The sequence below is a fragment of the Candidatus Stoquefichus sp. SB1 genome, from assembly GCF_001244545.1.
Taxonomy (GTDB): domain Bacteria; phylum Bacillota_I; class Bacilli_A; order Erysipelotrichales; family Coprobacillaceae; genus Stoquefichus.
Genome location: NZ_LN852694.1, coordinates 253,699 through 271,025, shown reverse-complemented (window position 1 = coordinate 271,025; position 17,327 = coordinate 253,699). Strand labels below are relative to the sequence as shown.

Genomic DNA, 17,327 nt, shown 5'->3' with positions numbered 1-17,327 from the left:
TCCTTAAAACTGAATATCATCTTCCATGATATCAAATGAGTTAAAAGAATTATCAAAATTCTTTTCCAAATCAACTGAATTTATATCATAGAAATTATCCTGATCCACTTGAGATTGTTGTGAATTTTCTTTTTTCTTTGTTTCTAAGAATTGTACGCTACTACATATAACTTCTACAACATATACTTTCTGTCCTTGTGCATTATCATAACTACGAGAACGTAGTCTTCCTTCTACACCAACTAAAGATCCTTTAGAACAATACTTTTCAACATTTTCAGCCACTTTATTCCAAACAACACAGTTAATATAATCTGCTTGTTGTCCATCAGCAGATTGAAAATTACGATTCAATGCTAAAGTAAAACTTGTTACGGCATCACCTGTATTTGTTCTTCTTAATTCTGGGTCTCTTACTAATCTTCCAACACCAATAAATTTATTTATCATGTCTTTTCTTCCTTTCTATATTGTGAAATCTAGTATGCTCACCAAATTTCATTATTTTTAAATTTTCTATTCTATTATCGTTTTTTATACCATTTATATGGTGTACCACTTCATCATCTTTCAAATATCTACCTATACTTTTCTCAACAATAACTCTATGTTCCATAACATATCCGTTAATATCAGCTTTAGGATGTAATTTATCAAGGATCATAATATAACCCTTTTTAATTTGCTTTCTACCCCCATTCCAAAAATTACAATTCTCATTTTGCTTGTTTTTACTTCTAATAAGATACATTGCATCATCATCTTTTTTTAATTTTAAACAAGTTGCTTTATGTTGTATTGATGAAACACTCCTTCTAAAAAGTATTGATAGATCATTATTTTTATAGTAGGGATATAATTTTTTTAATTTTGCTATTTCATCTTTTCCCCATTTTTTTGACAATATAACACCTCCTAATTATTGTAACTTTATCTATTCCTCAAAAATACTTTTAACATCTATTTTTCCTTTTGTCTCAAACATAATATCTAATATTGCTTTTGGATCATGACCTCTATTATAAGCATCTTCTACAATATCAAATTTTGATGACTCCTTAACCATGTTATAAAAATCACTGAACGTTACTTCTACTCTATCTTCTCTTGATAATACATCTAATAATCCCATTATTCCTTTCTCCTTTCATTGTCATAAATTGCATAAATAATAATTGCTGCTAACTCCACTAATAAAGTGGCACCCACTCCTACCCAAAATTCACTTATGTACATATTCTAATCCTCCAAAAGTGTAATGCGATATTCTAAAGCACATTCATGCTCGATTCGACATCCACGTGCTTCTTCCCATCCTTCTGCGAAATATACATAATCTGCATCTGCTAGAACCATTAAAGACTTAGCTAGAAACTTTAGAGGTGTTGCACCTTTAAAATCTTCAAATACTGTGTCCAAAATCACGAATTGCTCATCTTCCATAATAGCTTCTATGTCGTTTATGATCAACTCACGTTCTTTCTTAATTTCTTCATTACTTTTGCCTTTCATAGGCTGACTAATAAATATTTTTTTCATTTTCTAATATCTCCTTTTGTTTTTTTAATTTTTTAACAATACCTGACCATTTGAAAATATTTATCTCATTAGGATAGTTTAAAATATAATCAATTTCTTCAACTGTTAGTTGAACTTCATTCATCATCTTTCACTTCCTCTCAAAAATAGCTCTTTGAATAGAACTATATTCATTACTAAAGAAGTAAGTAACAAAGTTCCTTGTATTGTATTAGTTAATAAATAATTAAATAAAAGCAATATAATAGCATGAATTAATAGTTCTTTTTTTGTCATTCTTTAACTTCCTTTCTCTAAAATTCTGTACTAGCAATTTCATAAGGCTCTGTGTATTCTCCACTTCTTTTCAATGCTTCTCTATAAGATATAAACTCAAATACTTCATTATAATTTCTAGTCATCAATGAACCAAATTTAGTTTCTGTCATTGTCTCTTCGATACATTCATTTAGAAATTCATGTATTCTATTTTCATCTGTTAGCAACCACCACATTCCCTCACTATCCAAATCAACTTCTCTAATATCTTCTATATCATTTACATCATCAAACTCTTTTTCATACCATGCGTTTGTTTCTTCAACAGATAGATCACTAGCAACAAAACTAAAATCATTCATTCGATAAACTTTAACCATACTTTCACCTCTCTTTCCTTGCAACATAACCACTATATTATGTTGCGTTATCTCAATGCCCCAAAGTCCTTATGTTTCAAGGGCTTTGAGACTGTTTCTAATGTTAAATAGTTTTTATGATTTTTTTCTCTAAAATTCACTTATTTCAATACTGTTTATATCTCCTTTACATATTACAGTTACATCATCTGTTTCAGGATAATAAATTTCGATATCATATTTACAAAATGCCACATCTTCTATTTCATCAATTTCTGCTTGTTGATTATTTTTATATTCGATTATTGCTTTCATTGTTTGCTATCCTCCCATTTCATGTCTATCTCCTATCGCCTCTGTTGCTTTACTATTAGAAAATCCAATCTTTTGACACTTGTGATAATTCTTATTGTTATAATGCATACATTCATGATATACACAATCTTTACATCTGTTTGTTTTATCATAACCATACTTCATCCTAAATTTGCCTTTTATTGTTGGTCTTGATATAGTTTTCTTTTTTAATTCTTCATTGAGTTTTGCTACATCTGTTTCTTTTCCAAAGATATCTAACTGTTTCACTGTTCTTTACCTTGATTTGCTTTTGATGGTGGATAGAAACGATTTTCTTTAAATTCTAAAACATTTTCATAATGATAATTAACGCTTATTCCATTAAATGATAGAATATCACATATTTGACAGCATATTTGTTCTTTATCGTCCCATACCCACATATCTTCATGAAGTTCTTCAAATTTGTATGGCTTAGGATTATTAAGTTCATACAACTCACAATCTAGCGAATGAATTGTTGCATGTAGTTCTTCTATTTTATCAAGCAAACTTTCATATTTTTCTTTAAGTTCAAAATAATCCACCACTAAATCATATAAGAAACCTTTTAAATCATTTACGTTGTCATCATCACGCATAAATTTATTATTCAAACAGTTTATACAATAGTATAAAAATTCTTTTTCACTAACACCATGTTTTTTTATATATTCTTCTTTAGTCAACATCTTCATCACTCCAATCTAATCTTTGACCACACTCAGGACAATAATTTAGTTTTCTGTCTGCGTAATAATTCCAACTAACTTTATGATCACAATTTGGACATCTTTTATATATTTTAGTTGGTTTCTTAGGCGTTGCTTTATCAACTAATTCCTGTAAAATATCACACTCTTTCGAATCGTTGTTTAGATACTCTTTTCTCAACGTATTTAAAGATTTTTGATATTTATTCATCTTTAATCACCATTTTAAGATATGCAAATGCATTATCTTCACCTAATTCATCTTTGTAGTAACAATCATAACAATCATGTATCCATGCTAAAGCGTTTTGAACTTTATCGCCTTGAATATTTGATAACATTTCAAATTCTTCTGCATGAGTGTTTTCATCTTTTTCCCATGAGCATCTATTCATCATATAAAATGCATCGTATTCATTCTTTAAATCATCTACAGCTTTTAATAGTTTTTCTTTATTCATCTTTCATACACCACTCTTTCCAACTTTCTGAATTTTCACATTGCATTCTACAAGTGCTCGTATCAAACTTATCATCAACGTTGCAATAGACATGGTCACACATCACTGCTTTTTTACCCATTTCAGCTAATCTTTTACATGCTTTATCCAATGCCTTATCTAAATTATCTATCTTCTTTAGTAAGTCTATTCTGTCACACATTTTAAAACTTCCTCCAACTCTTTTCCTATTATTTGCTCTGTTCCCAATACTACAAAACCGTCTTTTAACGCTATAAAGTTATCTAATACATACGTAACCTTAACGCAGATAAACACTCCTGTATAATTGCCATTCTCCCATTCATTTAATAGAAGAATATCTCCAACCCGATAATCTCTATCGTTATATCTAACTTCAAAATTTTTGCGTCCATCTACTTGTGCTACAAGATATTTTGTTGATATTTTTAGTCTATGTACTTTCATGTTTTCACTTCTTTCTTCAATTGTTTCAGCAATCTCTTTTTATGCTTCTTTAAATCATTTCTATTCTTGTAAGAAGTAGAGTTTCTAATTCTTTTCTCTACTTCTTTTAGTTTTTCTTGTGTTGTCATATTATTTGCTAAAATAAACTTAATTGTTCACATTCCATTTTTTTCTCAAAATCACCGCAGACATGCGACTTTAATTTTATATCGATTTCGTCTTGCGTTTCATCAAATCTTATTCCAAAACCAACATCACCACATTTTGAGCATCCATAAGAAAAAAAATCATATTCCTTTTTCTTTATCTTTTTATTTAAATGTTTGCATGTAAAGCATGTATCTTCTCTCCAAAAAAATGATTCCATTTCAATCACCTCAATTTTTTTCTCTTATCTAAAAACATTGTATAAATACAAACCATAAATGGCGTTGGATGAATACTTAATTCGATATTGTGTTGTTCACTATACTCAAACAGTTCATCAAGATTAAGTTCGTTTATTTTTTTCATGTACAATGGATTTTTTTCATAGTATTTAAAATAATCCTTTTCAATGTCATCATTGTAAATATAGTTCATACTCAAACGATAACCATACTTTTCGCCATCTTCCCATATACCGAACTCCTTTTCCCATAGTTCCGTAAACGTTCCATCATCAAGATATGGTTGCATTAATTTTTCGACAAGTTCAACAATATGGTTAATATCATCATCAAAACAAAATTTATCTTCGTTAATAAATTCAAATATATCTAATTGATCCACATCATCACTTCCATTCTTCTTTAATTCCATTTTCAAAAACTTTATCTGGAAGCATGGACATGCAATACGCTGGACCTGACTTCCTATCCATAAAGTACCTTACATAATCGTATTCAATGCATATACCACAAGAATTATTTTCATATGTTGTTAAATTTAGATACTTTTTACATAGTTCACAAAACTCATTAAAATATTCAATATATCTCGTTTGCCTGCAAAGTTCATTTTTGATTTTACCTAATGTTAATTGTTTTGGTTTCACCCTATTCACATAAAAATCATCAATTCCAAATTTAGACAAATGCTCTTCAAATATATGTTTTATGCATACAGATTTAGCAAAAGAAATTTCTTCTAATGATGGATTGTACTGATCAAATTCATTAAATAAATCAAATTGAAGTTGTTGCATATTGTCACTTCCTACTCTTTAATTTACGATACATATTTCTGTACATATCTCTTTCTTGCTTTAACTTAATAGCCATGTCACGATAATTTGTTGTATCATCGCCGATTGAACTTTTTAACTCATTGTATTTATTCTTGTAACGTGTTGCCTTGTTATTAAGCTGAATATTCTTTCTTCTTAATTCATCACATTCCATTTCAAGAGGGACAATGTAATTTACATTAATCCCTACAAGAAACTCTGTAAGAATTTTTTCGACTTCTTGTCTAAATTTCATACTTCATCATCTTGTGGCATTTGGAAAACAACAGTTGCAACTCTTTCACATGTATCCCAATCAGATCCATTTGAGTATGGTTTTATTTGCGTTCTTGTTTCTGTGCATGTCTCCATTTGTGCAACTATTTTATCCAAGACTTTTAACGCTTTTTCTTTTGTTGAGTATTCACCTAATGCAATCGTATAATTATTAGTTAATACGGACAATAGACTAAACATATCATTATTGTTATGTACAATACTAGCACCATAACATTTAACTATTTCTTCTTTATTTTGACTTCTAATCCACATCTTCTACCACCTCACAATTATTCAAAATATCTTTAATCTTGTACGGTTCATTATCTTCCCATTTTATGAATTTAAACAAATTGTCAAACGGTATTCGAGAAAAATGACCACCATCAAGAAACATCATTCTATCAACTTTTGATTTCATTGGTTTTCTTTCATGACAAAATAAATAATTATTTTCACCCCTTGCAATCCATTTAAAATTACTATCTATATTCTCTAAGATAATCTTTTCTGCAAGTGTTAATTTAATAAGTTCAACGTATTCGCTGTTAGCCCATATGTTTCTTTTTTCATCACATATACCTTTTCCTGTTCTAAACAAACAATTATCACATTCTAATATCGTACATTTACATAGTTTTCCTATACGTGTATCAAATGCAATGTTTTCTGGAGATTTCATTGTTACAATCTCCACTATCTCTTTTGCATATTTTTCTTTATTTAACATAGTTCTACCTCTTTTCTAAATATTTTTTGCATATATGTATCATAGTCGTGACCAGTTACTTTATTAAAGTCATGCTTACATTCTGCTAAAACATCACCTTGTGCATCTTTCATCTTGTGTAATATAAGACATATCATTTCATCTTCTCTATAATCGTAATTATCATCAAAATCATTATCATACTTTTTCATTAGAGATTGTTTACTCTCTAACAAATTGCTTGTATTGTATTTAGCAATCACCGACTTAACTTGTGCAATGTTAGGAGCAAACTCTCTTGTGTCTGTATAAATAATTTCTTTAACTGCTTTAATAACTAATATGACATCATTATTTTTGAATGCCTCATGCCACAATGACAAATAGTTATAACTTTCTTCGCTAGACATGCTTTTAAATGAATTAGGATAATTTGTTTTTAATACTTTTAGTATCTGTTGTGTTTCCTGTTCAGTCATTAGAATGCCATACCCCTTCCATTTGACTTATTAACATATCTATCCTCTAAAACCTTTGCCATGTTCTGTTGGTTAATAAGCCAATCAAAATCACATTTCCACCCTCTGTCATTAATGCCACATAAGAAATCACTTAAATTTGCTTTGTTAAATAATGTTTCAAAAATCGATAAATCATTGCTACATTCTTTAAACCTTGCACTCATTGATTTTTTTCTCTTATCTGTAAGTTTAATGACACTAGGTAAACGACTACAAATAGAATTGTAAAGACTGATGATTTCCTGATAAGGAACTCTTATCTCTATCTCTTTATCTATATCTTTACTCTTATCTCTATCTCTAAACTCTATCTCTATCTCTTGTGTTACTTCATTGTTATTTTGTAACTCTTCTTGTAACGGTTCTTCTGTTACATTATCGTTACATTGTAACGCCTTTTGACGTTCTCTATACTCTCTTACACGCTTTGCGCTTGATGTTTCTCCACCAACCATTTCATCAAAATTTGATATATATAAAACCCCTTCTTGAGACTCATATATAAGCCCTAATTTCCTATATAATTCCATAGCAATTAAAACTGTATCAACATCAAAATACTTTGTATCTCTCGATATTTTTTCGGCATCAAACGGTACAATCATTTCACCGATTTCTGTTGCTAGAATGCCATTGTTATTTGATGTTTTTAGACATAGCATTTGATATAAAACTATGTACTCACAACCGTTTTTTTGAGACAAAAGAAAATCAATTGTTGGTTCATCAAAGAAGTTATTTTTAAGCTTTATCCAATAATATTTTTTTGACACCTAATCACCTACGTTTCCAACTTTTATAAATAATTTTTGTGATACCTATTTCTAAATTCTTCTAATGTATGATTTTTCATATATGCACGTTGTGCTATTTGTTTATATTTCATGTCTAGTTGTGCATCTGAGTCATGCAATCTTCTATGGCAGTTAATACACAACAACACAAATAATCCATCTTTATCAGCCTTTGGTTTAATACCTATGCCATGTAAACAATGATGCAGATGTAATAAATTATGGCTACCACATTCCATACAACAATATGATGCTTTTTGAATAATTGATTTCTTTTTAACCTTATCAATACTATTCATTTTAATAACCCCTCCCAATATGGAGTATAAATATCTACCTCGCTTGCATAATCAAGCACAATGTCAATAAGATCAGTCATTTCTTTTGTGTTCATATGTGATGAACCTCAAAAGCATTCAACGTTTATATAATCAATACCATTTATTGTTTCTTTGCCTATCTCACGAGTTGCTCTAAATTGACGTTTAAGCATATCTAATCCATCTTCAACACATAGATAGAAATTAGATTTTGCATGAGCACGCTCAAGACATTGAATATAAATCTCTACAGGATTATTAGCCTTTCCACCATTGATTTTTTTATCAATTTCGGTTAGTAATGCCCACATATAAGAATTCTGCTCTAGTGACCTCTTAGAACGATATTCAGCAATATCAATCTTGTACTTCTTGCTTTCATCAATCTGTATAGGAGTAGGGCTTTCAATTGCTAAAACCCTATCTCCTATTTTTTTAATTGCTCCTACTATCTTCATTATCCAGTTCCTTAGAAAAGTCATATCCAATATTGAGGTAGAATTCTACAATTTTATTTTTTTGCTTGATGTCAGAACCTGCTAATCTAAGTGCTTCACGCCCTAGCCTTTCCCAACTTTTTATATATTCAATTTTTTTATCTTTTTGTACAACTTCCTTTATTCTTGAATTTTGATTATACAACTTGTGCCATTTGTGATTAGACATATTAACACAGTTTAGTTCTTCTTCTAGTTTTAACAATTGATATGAATTTAAATGCGATAAATCCGTCCACAACTCTTTAGATATGACATCATTTAACTCTGCTTGAATAATTCCATTTTTTCTAATAAGATCATAGATTGTTAATTTAATAATCTCCCTAGCATAACTTTCATCAACATACATGTCTAATGATATTTCAAATCTTTCATTGTCATTTTTGGGATTGCTTGTTTGTTGATCAGGGTCCTCTCCTGTTGAAATTTTATAAGATTTCATAAGTGCGTACTTATCAGCGTATGTCATTGCTTTTCCACTAGCTTTATCTCCGTTGTCTAAGCCATCTGCAAAAGTTGTTGTCTCTAACACCTCTTGAGGATTGTCTATATTTACAAATTTATAGATAACCTCAATTCTCATAAAGTATGTATTTAATTTATTTCCTGTTGATTTATTCTCTCTTTCAAATACATTACTTTCTACTATCTTTCTTTGCTTAGCATAAGAATAAACTCCATATTTTTGTTCTAATGGTTTAACGGCATTTAAAATAGCTGTTTCGCTTAACGCTCTATAGCTAGATTTATTGCCAGTACTGACAGTCAAATCCTTTTCTATATTTTTTAGTTCATTAGTAATGTGAGACATCTTTTCATAGATATTCATTTTTTGACGCTCTTCTAAGGACAATATTGTTTCTACATTAGCATCTGACATATTTAATACTCCTCCTCTTTCTTTTTTACTTCAATTAGAGCGATCTTTATGTAATCAACTTCATCTTTAAATTCATCAAAAGGTTTTAAGCAATCAATTGCATTTTCTAAACATGTGTGACATTCAATTAAACTTGCTTGTTTTTCATAGAAATCTTCACCTTTGTAGATTTCCATGTGATAATCGCTATTCATTTAACATATCCTCTAACATTTTGATAACCGTTTCTGTATGAAGTGTTTTGCCTATACATCTATAACGATTATCCAAATAGACAAAATACATCTGCGATTCGTTATCTTCGGAGTATCCTTCTTTATGAATAACAACATCAACATTATTTACATGTGGAGCATAATTAACAAATACATCTGCTTTTTTTGCAGTAGATACCTTATAAGCAAGTTCAGTAATTTTCAATAGACTATTCATTTCTTCATTCATTTAACACACCTCTTTCATTTTTAAATATAAAACTAACAAGAACGTTGTAATTGCTATTATCCAATAACATACAATGCGTATTATTAAATATGTATTATCTTCCATTTAGACACCTCTCAAAACTTATAAACGAACTAATCATAACCATTACAATAATTAATTGAACATTCATAGAACATTCAACGAAGTTTGACAAGAACAAAATTACAGTAAAGAATATCATTAACATTAAACTTATTCTTTCTTTCATAACAAAGGATCATATCCTCTCTTTGAAAGTTGCTTCTCTGTCATATTTGCCTTTGAAAGCATGTCATAAGCACGTGCCCTTAAATCGGCTGTACTTGCTCTTATAATGTTTTCATCAAGAGTAGCAATATACCCATACTCATTACTATGTGCGATATATAATTCTCTTTGTCCTTCTGCAAATAAAATATTGTTATAGGCAACAAGACCTCTAAATACTCTTTCATTCATCTTGTTACCACTTTGTTCTAATAACTTTAAAATAGTTTTCTTCTTACACCAGTTACTCATATCTATAACTTCATATAAAACAAAGCCATGATATACACTGTTTTCATTAATTTTCATTTACTTTTCCTTTCCAATCGCTTACAATATAAGCGATTAAATATTTGATATTCATTTAATCTCTTGAGTCATTGTTTGCGGCAATGGCTCTTTTTCTTTACGAACAAAACGTTCAGCAAAGTCATAAAACGCTTTTTTTGGTATAAAGAAATTTGTACGCTCTCGAACTTTTGCGTAAGCACCTGGTAGACTACCATTTATAATTGCCTGTCTTACAAACTGTTCACCTTTATGCAATGCTTTAGCAGCTTCTTGTACACTAATTTCTTCAATTTCGGCAACCAATTGTTATCACCTCCTTTCTGTTTTAAATAACTCTCACCCTCTTTTCGTGATATAATCAGTTTGAAAGGAGGTGATTATATGTCTGTTGAATTAACAACAATGTCTGATAAACTTCTTTGTGAAATATACAAACATTACTTAACACGTTTATCCAACAACATTTCAAAAGAAGTCGCTCAATCATTTTCAAATGATGAACTAGGTTCTGTTGAATCATTTCTACTTGAGTTTAATGGTGGAGATTATGAATATTATTTAGAAGAACTTAATAAACAAAATCTTATTGCTCAAGATATAATAGGTAACTTCATTATTACTGATGAAGCAATCGTTTATATGCAGAAAAGATTTAAGAATGGAATAAAAGATTTGGTTAGCTTTGTTTCAAAACTCAATCATTAGTGTGTTTATCTAAAACACACTTTCTATATTCATCTTTATTCAGTGTTTCAATATCACATTCAATTTCTAATAATAGTTTTGGATATGATCCACCTTTTTTTATTTCTGCTAATAATACATGGTTTAACTCAACACCATCTATACTAATGTGCATACAAGTTCCATTTGAATACATTTTAACTTTATTGTGTTTATTAATAACATTCACTTCCTTTCTAATTTGTATTGAATAGTTTGACAAACATATTTCGCTAAAATTCGACAATTACCAAATATTAACAAATAATAATGTGGTAAAATTTGGTATAATATATGTGGTCAGCAATTCCTATGAGTATCCTATGTGGATGCTCTTTTTATTCATAATCTACTCCTTTCTCTTTTTCTGTTTCATATTGAAACATATTAATTAAAAAAAATTTCTTCAACTGTTAAACCATAAAAACTAGCTAATTTAATTTTAACTTCATCCCTCGGAATTCTTACTCCTAATTCATAGTTCGTAATTGCCGATAACGATACTCCAATTGATTGAGCAACTTTAGATTGAGTTATTCCTTTTTTTAACCTTAAATTTCTCAATCTTTCACCTATCATAACATTGCTTGGCATTTTATCACCTCCTTTTTTGTTTCGATTTGTGTCTACGTATGTATAATACCACTTGTTTCATTATGTGTCAACACATTTTGAAACATTTTTGTGTTGATTATGACACGCAATGTGTTATAATATAGAAAAGAGGTGAGATTATGGGTGTTTTTGGAGAAAGATTAAAGCAACTTCGTACTAGTATGAATTTATCTCAGCAGGAATTATCTGACGAACTAAAAATAGGAAGAAGTACTTTAGCTAATTATGAACAAGGAAAACGCGAACCAAACTTTGAAACTCTTGAAATTATCGCTGACTATTTTAATGTCGATATGAATTATTTAACTGGTTGGAAACAAGATCAATACTTTAAAAACCTAGAAAACAATCCTGATGCATTAAAAGAAGGATATGATGAAAACATTAAATATCTAATGGAACATGAAGGCGGACATCTTGTTGACTTATACAAAGAACTTATTAACAACGAAAGTTTAATATTGCTAATGGATAAAGCAACCAAATTAAAACCAGCAGATGTCGCAAACTTAATAAGAATTGCTGATGCATTTGAAAAAGAAACATTCGGTGACAAAGATGAACCTAAATAAAGAAATTGGTAGGATATTAAAAGAGATTAGAATAAGTAAAGGTATGTCTGTACAGTATCTATCTTGCAAACTTGACATTGATCAAGATACTTTATTAGATTATGAAAACGGTAAAAGAATAGGATCAACTGTTCTTGAAAAGATATGTGATATATTAGAGGTTGATAAGATAAATGTTTTAGAAAAAGCAAAACTAAACGCAAAATATGTTATAGGAGATAAAAAAAACTTGAATAAAGAAGAACTCGTAATTAAATTTTTAGAAGAAAAAAATGAGTATGAATTAATAGAACTCTATAAAGAAATTATCGAAAATAATAGTCTAATGATATTGCTAGATGAGGATAAAGATTTATCTGTCGAGGAGGTGTATCAAATTTTAAAAATAATAAGAGATTTGGACTAAATCTTTAAAGTTGTTGTGTACTTTGACCAAAAGAATTGCTGACACAATAAAAAAGATTGAAGGGATATTAATGTATTTTAGTAATGATAGTATTGAGGAATTTTTAAAGAAACATAAAATAGTATACAGACCTATAAATATGCCTTATAGCAATATGAAAGGTTTTGCATACTATAAAAACAACACATATTTAGTAATTGTTAATAAAAAATATATTCAACATCAGATGGAGTTATATGGAAATATTATTAATATATTAAGAAACAACTTCATATACGAAGATGAGAACAAGGAACTTCACTATAATACAATAACGAAAATTATAAAGAATTTAGAACAACTGTGTAAAGAGACCGAAAATTAGTTTGTGAAGGAATAATTAAATAGTTAGATATAAAGTAATCTCACAAAAAATTTATTTTTACATTGGCAAAGAAAAGAGAGGCGATTTTACTTGAGAGTATATGCTCATCCAAAAAAAGAAAAGCTAAGTTTTATTAAATTAATCTTATGTATATCTTTTGGAATTATATTAATTAGTATATTTTTCTATGCTGGCATTATATATCTAATATTCATGTCTATTAAATATATAATACCTAAAATATACAAATATATAAAAAGTAAAACGCATATAGAAAAAGAGATGAATTTTGATGATGATTTAAGTTATTCTTTAATTAATACAGAATTTAATGATATATCTAATGAAAGCAATGATGCATACACTGCTATCAATTTTTATGAAAAAGATGAATTAAAATTATATGAAGAATGTAAGAAATTTATTATTCAAACTCAAATGGCAAGCACGTCATCATTGCAAAGAAAATTCAATATAGGCTATAATCTATCTGCTAGAATTATCGATAACTTAGAAAAAGAAGGTGTTATCGGTCCACAGATACGAGCACTTCCACGTGAAGTACTATGGAAAGAATATTATATTAGTAACTATCAATATGATTATGATATTAACATTTTTAAAGATAAAGTAATTACGTCTTCAAATCGTTACATAAATATTTTCTATAATACTATTAAAACAAAAGGATATGTAGACAAGGAATATTTTATGGACCTATTATCCCTTAATGAATATCAGTACGATCATACAATAGAAGAACTTCTAACTAATAATGTGATTGTGATGAGTGATGGAAAATATATTTTATCAAATATTTCAGTCAATTATGATTTTGTATATAAACAAGATGATGTATATGACACTTTTAGCAAAATATATGATTCAAATATTTATAAAGAATACGAAAAAATATCCAATGGTTTAGAATTTGAAGTTTTCTTATCAACATTATTAAATAAAATTGGTTACAAATCATATATAACTCAAAAATCTAATGATTTTGGTGCTGATATAATAGCAGAAAAAGATAACATAAAGTATGCAATACAATGTAAATTTTATTCATCGCCTATTGGAGTTTCTGCTATTCAAGAGGTATTAGGTGGAAAAGAATATTATAATTGTAATATCGGTATAGTAGCGACTAACAGTAGTTTCACAAGACAGGCAATAGAATTATCTAGTAAAAGTAATGTTGTTTTATGGGATGGTAATTATATTATTGAAAATTTCATGACCAGTGAATAGGAGATTATTATGAAGGATACTATAATTAAAATTTATGAAAAAAACAATCAAAAAATTGGTATGATGAAGTCCGCAGCAAAATATTTAGATGAATTAATGGAAATAGATGAAAATCCTATTTATGCTACAACATGCAATATAGAAAACAATAGTAATGATGACAAATTAAATATAAACAATCTTTCAATGAAAAATAAAACATCTGGAATTGTTGTGGTTACTAATAAAAGAATTATGTTTTGCCAAAAGGTATTAATGCAAGTGATATTTAAACAAATAAATATTAGCGATATAACCTCCATTGATAGTAAGACAACGCCACTTGCTGGATATGGAAAATTAAGAATAAAAGGTATAACAGAAATGTTGATAATCGATTGTAACAATCACACAGTTATGCAGAATATTACAAATGCTATCAATAAAGCAAAATCAATTAGCTCTAATCAAACTTCGAATAATACTTCTTTTGATAATTACGAAGAACTAAAAAAAGTAAAAGAATTATTAGACATGGGAATCATTACTCAAGAGGAATTTGAGATAAAGAAAAAAGAATTATTAGGAATATAAAAAAAGACACATGCTGGTAACATGTGCCAAAGAGATACTGGTAATATCTCTAATGTAAAAAGAATTTAACGTTATTAAGGATATCCTTTTACATACCCAATTTTAGCATATTTATCGGGCGTGTACAAGGTTTTAAAAAGAAAGGATGTTGTATATGCCTAAGAAAAGAAAACTCAAAAGACGTGCTAATGGTGCGTTATCTATAACACAATTAAAAGGCAATCGTTCTAAACCTTTTGCGATCCGTGAAACTGTAGAAATGTCTTATTCGCAAAAACAAAAATATATTGCGTACTTTGAGACAAGAGAAGAAGCAGAGGATTTTATAAAACTATATACTCTCATGAAGAAAAAGAAAATTAATGCAACTCAAGCAAATTCATTGGATCAGGATTTGACCGAACAAGTCATGCAATCAATCACTCCCGATATGCTTACATTTAAAGAAATATTTTATATTCTTTTTGAAGAAAAATATAAGTTTCAAAATAACAAAGCCTCTGTAAAGAGTTGGTTTAATAAATTAACAGACATACATAATAAAAATATAAACACTATTAATCTTTACGATTTACAAAGCATCTTTGACAACATTAAAGAGGCAGGACTAGGAACAGGTACTTTATCTCATGTGAAAGGTGTTACTATGGATATTTTCAAATATGCTGTTAAACATCAATATATTAGCCGCGATGATGATTATACTGAATTTATAGATATATCATTAAAAGGTTACGATAAAAAAGAAGATAATACGGATAAAAGAAAATCATTTACAGTTGACGAAGTGCGTAACATTATGAAGCATAATACATTAGAATCTAAATATGCATTATTATATATTTTTACTGGTTGCAGACCTAACGAACTTCTAGAAATAGACACAAGTAAAATTTATATAGATGTAGATTGCAATGATGATGGTGTAAAGAGAAAGATATCTTATATGATTACTGGCTCTAAAACAGAGGCAGGGAGAGATAGAATAGTCCCTATTCATGATACAATTAAACCTATTATAATAGATTTGTTGGAAAAACATCCTAATTATCTTATTATCAAACAGTGTGATAATATTGTAAATAAATATCATCGTGATTTATTTGAGCCATTGATGAAAGAACTGAATTATAACAAAGTTCCTTACGCATGTAGACATACATTTGTATCACTTGCAAAACTTTATAATATGGATCCGTTTGCAAGAAAAAGAATTGTTGGCCATAAATCTAATGACCTTACAGATGATGTATATACAGACATTTTTATTAACAAGTTGTATACAGAAATAAATAAAATAAAGCTATAATATTTGTAACTTGTTTGTAACTTTTAAATAAGTTTTTACTAACTTTAACTAACATTAGACCTTATAAAACCGTGGTTTAATGCTAGTTTTCTTTTCATAATTATAAAAATGAATGAACAATTAAAATTCTGATTAACTTTTATAGTTTATGTTATTTTTCTCTTATGTTTTGCGTTTTTTGGAGGTTTTATGTATTTTTGAATTGCGGAAATTGGAGGTACGCCATAAATATTAGTATTTTATTTAGATATAATACGATTATGAAGATGTTAAAAAAGAATATTCATACAGTTCTCATGGTAAAACTATTTTATTAATTGAAGGTGCTAGACGTGTAGGAAAGTCGACAGTTATTTTAATTGATTTTTCTACAGTCTCAAGCAATGTAAAAGAATTATTTGATGATATATCAGATGTTAATTATTTTTTCTACAACTTCAATTACAATAACATACTGAATTGAAAACTAGAAAATCTGTTACTATCTTGATGAAGTTCAACTATGTTCTAAAGCAAAATAAGCAAATGAAAAAAAAGGAATAAAGTCCTTGATAAAAACTTAATTTCCTCTTCTAAATTTATTTATATTGACACCTTTAAACAAGTAAGGACATAAAAAATAAATAATCTCATTATCTTCCATATTTTCTTATTCTACTTACAAATACTCTACTTTTCAACTCAAGCCAACTTATCTTTAATAAATTATTTATTCCTATATTTTTTCAATACTAAATAATTACCCAAAACTAATATGACACAACCAAAACCGACTATACACATAGCTATTTCCTTTTGATTACTAGCATCAATTAGTGAGACACCTGCCATTATTAATCCAAATATAAAGTACAGTATTGCAATACTTTTATTATATTTTTCTATATTTGAAATATCAGAATCTTGAATTGATCTCATTATGTTAAAAAAACTAACTGCATGTTTTGACTTTCTAGCCTGGTTACACAATATGAAAAAAAATATTGCAACAGCTGAGAAAAGTAAATGACTCATCATATTTTCCATATTCATAAACTAAATACCTACCCTTTCATTAACTAAATTATATCATAAAATTTGAAGATCATATAAAAAAACACAAGCAAATTTAATTATGTTATAATCTAAATAAAGACACGTGTATCTT

Annotated in this window: 38 protein-coding genes; 6 read left to right on the top strand and 32 right to left on the bottom strand. The window is 28.4% G+C overall.

Annotation, left to right across the window (positions count from 1 at the left end; genetic code table 11):
• Nucleotides 1–3: 3 nt before the first annotated feature.
• The 29 genes from BN1865_RS05060 to BN1865_RS04935 all read right to left on the bottom strand — a co-directional run bounded on the left by BN1865_RS05060 (nt 4) and on the right by BN1865_RS04935 (nt 10,670).
• Nucleotides 4–450, bottom strand: a complete 447-nt coding sequence (locus BN1865_RS05060) for a single-stranded DNA-binding protein (protein WP_050636172.1) — start codon at nt 448–450, stop codon at nt 4–6.
• The gene (locus BN1865_RS05055) at nt 440–904 is read right to left on the bottom strand and encodes an HNH endonuclease (protein WP_050636171.1); all 465 of its coding nucleotides are present in this window, start codon (nt 902–904) and stop codon (nt 440–442) included. The genes BN1865_RS05060 and BN1865_RS05055 overlap by 11 nt, the downstream gene beginning before the upstream one ends.
• Nucleotides 905–934: 30 nt before the next feature.
• Complete coding sequence (locus BN1865_RS05050; RefSeq protein WP_050636170.1) at nt 935–1,132, bottom strand: hypothetical protein; 198 nt, start codon at nt 1,130–1,132, stop codon at nt 935–937.
• 107 nt (nt 1,133–1,239) lie between these two features.
• Nucleotides 1,240–1,539, bottom strand: coding sequence for a DUF4406 domain-containing protein (locus tag BN1865_RS05045; RefSeq protein WP_050636169.1), 300 nt, complete (start codon nt 1,537–1,539; stop codon nt 1,240–1,242).
• On the bottom strand, nt 1,520–1,666 hold the full coding sequence (locus tag BN1865_RS18305) for a hypothetical protein (protein WP_157844086.1): 147 nt from the start codon (nt 1,664–1,666) through the stop codon (nt 1,520–1,522). The genes BN1865_RS05045 and BN1865_RS18305 overlap by 20 nt, the downstream gene beginning before the upstream one ends.
• A gap of 166 nt (nt 1,667–1,832) precedes the next feature.
• Entirely contained in the window at nt 1,833–2,177 is a 345-nt protein-coding gene (locus BN1865_RS05040) for a hypothetical protein (protein ID WP_050636168.1), read from the bottom strand.
• A 129-nt stretch (nt 2,178–2,306) separates the two neighbouring features.
• Nucleotides 2,307–2,471: a hypothetical protein gene (locus tag BN1865_RS18300; RefSeq protein WP_157844085.1), complete on the bottom strand. Its 165-nt coding sequence runs from the start codon at nt 2,469–2,471 to the stop codon at nt 2,307–2,309.
• A gap of 6 nt (nt 2,472–2,477) precedes the next feature.
• Nucleotides 2,478–2,741 (bottom strand): hypothetical protein, encoded by a 264-nt coding sequence (locus tag BN1865_RS05035; RefSeq protein WP_050636167.1) that lies wholly within the window; start codon nt 2,739–2,741, stop codon nt 2,478–2,480.
• Nucleotides 2,738–3,184: a hypothetical protein gene (locus BN1865_RS05030; protein ID WP_050636166.1), complete on the bottom strand. Its 447-nt coding sequence runs from the start codon at nt 3,182–3,184 to the stop codon at nt 2,738–2,740. Before BN1865_RS05030 ends, BN1865_RS05035 begins: the two co-directional genes overlap by 4 nt.
• Nucleotides 3,174–3,416 (bottom strand): hypothetical protein, encoded by a 243-nt coding sequence (locus BN1865_RS05025; protein ID WP_050636165.1) that lies wholly within the window; start codon nt 3,414–3,416, stop codon nt 3,174–3,176. Before BN1865_RS05025 ends, BN1865_RS05030 begins: the two co-directional genes overlap by 11 nt.
• Nucleotides 3,409–3,666, bottom strand: coding sequence for a hypothetical protein (locus BN1865_RS05020; protein ID WP_050636164.1), 258 nt, complete (start codon nt 3,664–3,666; stop codon nt 3,409–3,411). Before BN1865_RS05020 ends, BN1865_RS05025 begins: the two co-directional genes overlap by 8 nt.
• Nucleotides 3,659–3,868, bottom strand: a complete 210-nt coding sequence (locus BN1865_RS05015) for a hypothetical protein (protein WP_050636163.1) — start codon at nt 3,866–3,868, stop codon at nt 3,659–3,661. Before BN1865_RS05015 ends, BN1865_RS05020 begins: the two co-directional genes overlap by 8 nt.
• Nucleotides 3,853–4,134: a DUF3850 domain-containing protein gene (locus BN1865_RS05010; RefSeq protein WP_050636162.1), complete on the bottom strand. Its 282-nt coding sequence runs from the start codon at nt 4,132–4,134 to the stop codon at nt 3,853–3,855. Before BN1865_RS05010 ends, BN1865_RS05015 begins: the two co-directional genes overlap by 16 nt.
• A complete protein-coding gene (locus tag BN1865_RS18925; protein ID WP_255351751.1) occupies nt 4,131–4,262 on the bottom strand; it encodes a hypothetical protein in 132 nt (43 codons plus the stop codon). Before BN1865_RS18925 ends, BN1865_RS05010 begins: the two co-directional genes overlap by 4 nt.
• A gap of 8 nt (nt 4,263–4,270) precedes the next feature.
• The gene (locus BN1865_RS05005) at nt 4,271–4,501 is read right to left on the bottom strand and encodes a hypothetical protein (protein WP_050636161.1); all 231 of its coding nucleotides are present in this window, start codon (nt 4,499–4,501) and stop codon (nt 4,271–4,273) included.
• A gap of 5 nt (nt 4,502–4,506) precedes the next feature.
• The gene (locus BN1865_RS05000) at nt 4,507–4,935 is read right to left on the bottom strand and encodes a hypothetical protein (protein WP_050636160.1); all 429 of its coding nucleotides are present in this window, start codon (nt 4,933–4,935) and stop codon (nt 4,507–4,509) included.
• A complete protein-coding gene (locus BN1865_RS04995) occupies nt 4,910–5,320 on the bottom strand; it encodes a hypothetical protein (RefSeq protein WP_050636159.1) in 411 nt (136 codons plus the stop codon). Before BN1865_RS04995 ends, BN1865_RS05000 begins: the two co-directional genes overlap by 26 nt.
• A gap of 4 nt (nt 5,321–5,324) precedes the next feature.
• A complete protein-coding gene (locus BN1865_RS04990; RefSeq protein ID WP_050636158.1) occupies nt 5,325–5,597 on the bottom strand; it encodes a hypothetical protein in 273 nt (90 codons plus the stop codon).
• Entirely contained in the window at nt 5,594–5,893 is a 300-nt protein-coding gene (locus BN1865_RS04985) for a hypothetical protein (RefSeq protein WP_050636157.1), read from the bottom strand. Before BN1865_RS04985 ends, BN1865_RS04990 begins: the two co-directional genes overlap by 4 nt.
• Nucleotides 5,883–6,350 carry a hypothetical protein gene (locus tag BN1865_RS04980; RefSeq protein WP_050636156.1) on the bottom strand — a complete coding sequence of 156 codons (468 nt, stop codon included), beginning with the start codon at nt 6,348–6,350 and terminating at the stop codon, nt 5,883–5,885. Before BN1865_RS04980 ends, BN1865_RS04985 begins: the two co-directional genes overlap by 11 nt.
• Complete coding sequence (locus tag BN1865_RS04975; protein ID WP_050636155.1) at nt 6,344–6,808, bottom strand: replicative helicase loader/inhibitor; 465 nt, start codon at nt 6,806–6,808, stop codon at nt 6,344–6,346. The genes BN1865_RS04980 and BN1865_RS04975 overlap by 7 nt, the downstream gene beginning before the upstream one ends.
• Complete coding sequence (locus BN1865_RS04970) at nt 6,808–7,623, bottom strand: phage replisome organizer N-terminal domain-containing protein (RefSeq protein WP_050636154.1); 816 nt, start codon at nt 7,621–7,623, stop codon at nt 6,808–6,810. The genes BN1865_RS04975 and BN1865_RS04970 overlap by 1 nt, the downstream gene beginning before the upstream one ends.
• A 23-nt stretch (nt 7,624–7,646) precedes the next feature.
• Complete coding sequence (locus BN1865_RS04965) at nt 7,647–7,943, bottom strand: hypothetical protein (RefSeq protein WP_050636153.1); 297 nt, start codon at nt 7,941–7,943, stop codon at nt 7,647–7,649.
• A 107-nt stretch (nt 7,944–8,050) separates the two neighbouring features.
• Nucleotides 8,051–8,422, bottom strand: a complete 372-nt coding sequence (locus BN1865_RS04960) for a recombination protein NinB (RefSeq protein WP_050636152.1) — start codon at nt 8,420–8,422, stop codon at nt 8,051–8,053.
• Nucleotides 8,400–9,344 (bottom strand): ERF family protein, encoded by a 945-nt coding sequence (locus BN1865_RS04955; RefSeq protein ID WP_050636151.1) that lies wholly within the window; start codon nt 9,342–9,344, stop codon nt 8,400–8,402. Before BN1865_RS04955 ends, BN1865_RS04960 begins: the two co-directional genes overlap by 23 nt.
• A gap of 2 nt (nt 9,345–9,346) precedes the next feature.
• Nucleotides 9,347–9,520, bottom strand: a complete 174-nt coding sequence (locus BN1865_RS04950; protein ID WP_157844084.1) for a hypothetical protein — start codon at nt 9,518–9,520, stop codon at nt 9,347–9,349.
• Between the two features lie 10 nt (nt 9,521–9,530).
• Nucleotides 9,531–9,788, bottom strand: coding sequence for a hypothetical protein (locus BN1865_RS04945; RefSeq protein WP_050636149.1), 258 nt, complete (start codon nt 9,786–9,788; stop codon nt 9,531–9,533).
• A 246-nt stretch (nt 9,789–10,034) separates the two neighbouring features.
• A complete protein-coding gene (locus BN1865_RS04940; RefSeq protein WP_050636148.1) occupies nt 10,035–10,385 on the bottom strand; it encodes a hypothetical protein in 351 nt (116 codons plus the stop codon).
• Nucleotides 10,386–10,436: 51 nt separating this feature from the next.
• Nucleotides 10,437–10,670, bottom strand: coding sequence for a hypothetical protein (locus BN1865_RS04935; protein ID WP_050636147.1), 234 nt, complete (start codon nt 10,668–10,670; stop codon nt 10,437–10,439).
• A gap of 78 nt (nt 10,671–10,748) precedes the next feature.
• Between BN1865_RS04935 and BN1865_RS04930 the strand changes: the two genes are divergently transcribed.
• Nucleotides 10,749–11,072, top strand: a complete 324-nt coding sequence (locus BN1865_RS04930; RefSeq protein ID WP_050636146.1) for a hypothetical protein — start codon at nt 10,749–10,751, stop codon at nt 11,070–11,072.
• On the opposite strand, the gene BN1865_RS04925 is transcribed toward BN1865_RS04930, so the two are convergent.
• Both BN1865_RS04925 and BN1865_RS04920 read right to left on the bottom strand, forming a co-directional pair.
• The gene (locus BN1865_RS04925) at nt 11,062–11,247 is read right to left on the bottom strand and encodes a hypothetical protein (protein WP_050636145.1); all 186 of its coding nucleotides are present in this window, start codon (nt 11,245–11,247) and stop codon (nt 11,062–11,064) included. The genes BN1865_RS04930 and BN1865_RS04925 overlap by 11 nt on opposite strands.
• 230 nt (nt 11,248–11,477) lie before the next feature.
• Nucleotides 11,478–11,684 carry a helix-turn-helix transcriptional regulator gene (locus BN1865_RS04920; RefSeq protein WP_198527239.1) on the bottom strand — a complete coding sequence of 69 codons (207 nt, stop codon included), beginning with the start codon at nt 11,682–11,684 and terminating at the stop codon, nt 11,478–11,480.
• A 140-nt stretch (nt 11,685–11,824) separates the two neighbouring features.
• Between BN1865_RS04920 and BN1865_RS04915 the strand changes: the two genes are divergently transcribed.
• The 5 genes from BN1865_RS04915 (at nt 11,825) to BN1865_RS04890 (ending at nt 16,180) form a co-directional block, all read left to right on the top strand.
• The gene (locus BN1865_RS04915) at nt 11,825–12,277 is read left to right on the top strand and encodes a helix-turn-helix domain-containing protein (protein ID WP_050636144.1); all 453 of its coding nucleotides are present in this window, start codon (nt 11,825–11,827) and stop codon (nt 12,275–12,277) included.
• Complete coding sequence (locus tag BN1865_RS04910) at nt 12,264–12,683, top strand: helix-turn-helix domain-containing protein (protein ID WP_050636143.1); 420 nt, start codon at nt 12,264–12,266, stop codon at nt 12,681–12,683. Before BN1865_RS04915 ends, BN1865_RS04910 begins: the two co-directional genes overlap by 14 nt.
• A gap of 646 nt (nt 12,684–13,329) precedes the next feature.
• On the top strand, nt 13,330–14,298 hold the full coding sequence (locus tag BN1865_RS04900; protein WP_232780333.1) for a restriction endonuclease: 969 nt from the start codon (nt 13,330–13,332) through the stop codon (nt 14,296–14,298).
• A 9-nt stretch (nt 14,299–14,307) separates the two neighbouring features.
• Nucleotides 14,308–14,871, top strand: a complete 564-nt coding sequence (locus BN1865_RS18710) for an SHOCT domain-containing protein (RefSeq protein WP_050636140.1) — start codon at nt 14,308–14,310, stop codon at nt 14,869–14,871.
• A gap of 154 nt (nt 14,872–15,025) precedes the next feature.
• Nucleotides 15,026–16,180 carry a tyrosine-type recombinase/integrase gene (locus tag BN1865_RS04890; RefSeq protein ID WP_050636139.1) on the top strand — a complete coding sequence of 385 codons (1,155 nt, stop codon included), beginning with the start codon at nt 15,026–15,028 and terminating at the stop codon, nt 16,178–16,180.
• Nucleotides 16,181–16,885: 705 nt separating this feature from the next.
• Here BN1865_RS04890 and BN1865_RS04885 read toward each other — a convergent pair.
• The gene (locus tag BN1865_RS04885; RefSeq protein WP_157844083.1) at nt 16,886–17,206 is read right to left on the bottom strand and encodes a hypothetical protein; all 321 of its coding nucleotides are present in this window, start codon (nt 17,204–17,206) and stop codon (nt 16,886–16,888) included.
• Nucleotides 17,207–17,327: the final 121 nt, after the last annotated feature.